The 580-nt window shown below is 54.7% G+C and carries 6 tRNA genes; all 6 read right to left on the reverse strand.

The annotated features are described in order from the left end of the window. Window positions 1–59: 59 nt before the first annotated feature. A tRNA-Met gene (locus HP548_RS00420) sits at window positions 60–133 on the reverse strand. A 19-nt stretch (window positions 134–152) separates the two neighbouring features. Continuing rightward, window positions 153–228: transfer RNA gene (locus HP548_RS00425), tRNA-Val, on the reverse strand. 7 nt (window positions 229–235) lie between these two features. Continuing rightward, window positions 236–307: transfer RNA gene (locus tag HP548_RS00430), tRNA-Glu, on the reverse strand. A 19-nt stretch (window positions 308–326) separates the two neighbouring features. Then, window positions 327–418 (reverse strand) — tRNA-Ser (locus HP548_RS00435). A gap of 4 nt (window positions 419–422) precedes the next feature. Then, a tRNA-Asn gene (locus HP548_RS00440) sits at window positions 423–498 on the reverse strand. A gap of 1 nt (window position 499) precedes the next feature. Next, a tRNA-Ala gene (locus tag HP548_RS00445) sits at window positions 500–575 on the reverse strand. Between the last annotated feature and the right edge of the window lie 5 nt (window positions 576–580).

The raw sequence follows: 580 nt of genomic DNA on the forward strand, positions 1-580 counted from the left end.
CAGGCATGTTAGGCCAACTACACCACGGTTCCAGATCACTTTCTTGATAGAAAGTATAATTGCGGGGGCAGGATTTGAACCTGCGGCCTTCGGGTTATGAGCCCGACGAGCTACCGGGCTGCTCCACCCCGCGTCGTTATTTAAAAGTTATATGGTGGAGGCTGAGGGGATCGAACCCCCGACCCTCTGCTTGTAAGGCAGATGCTCTCCCAGCTGAGCTAAGCCTCCATATATATGACCCGTAGGGGATTCGAACCCCTGTTACCTCCGTGAAAGGGAGGTGTCTTAACCCCTTGACCAACGGGCCACAGTAACAAAATTCTATCTGGCGGAGAGAGAGGGATTCGAACCCTCGAGACGCTTTTGGCGCCTACACGATTTCCAATCGTGCTCCTTCGACCAACTCGGACACCTCTCCTAAATGGCTCCCCGAACAGGGCTCGAACCTGTGACAACTCGATTAACAGTCGAGTGCTCTACCAACTGAGCTATCAGGGAATGGTGGAGCCAAGCGGGATCGAACCGCTGACCTCCTGCTTGCAAGGCAGGCGCTCTCCCAGCTGAGCTATGGCCCCATACA

Origin of the sequence: Paenibacillus taichungensis, from assembly GCF_013359905.1 — a bacterium.
In the GTDB taxonomy this organism is placed as follows: Bacteria; Bacillota; Bacilli; order Paenibacillales; family Paenibacillaceae; genus Paenibacillus; species Paenibacillus taichungensis.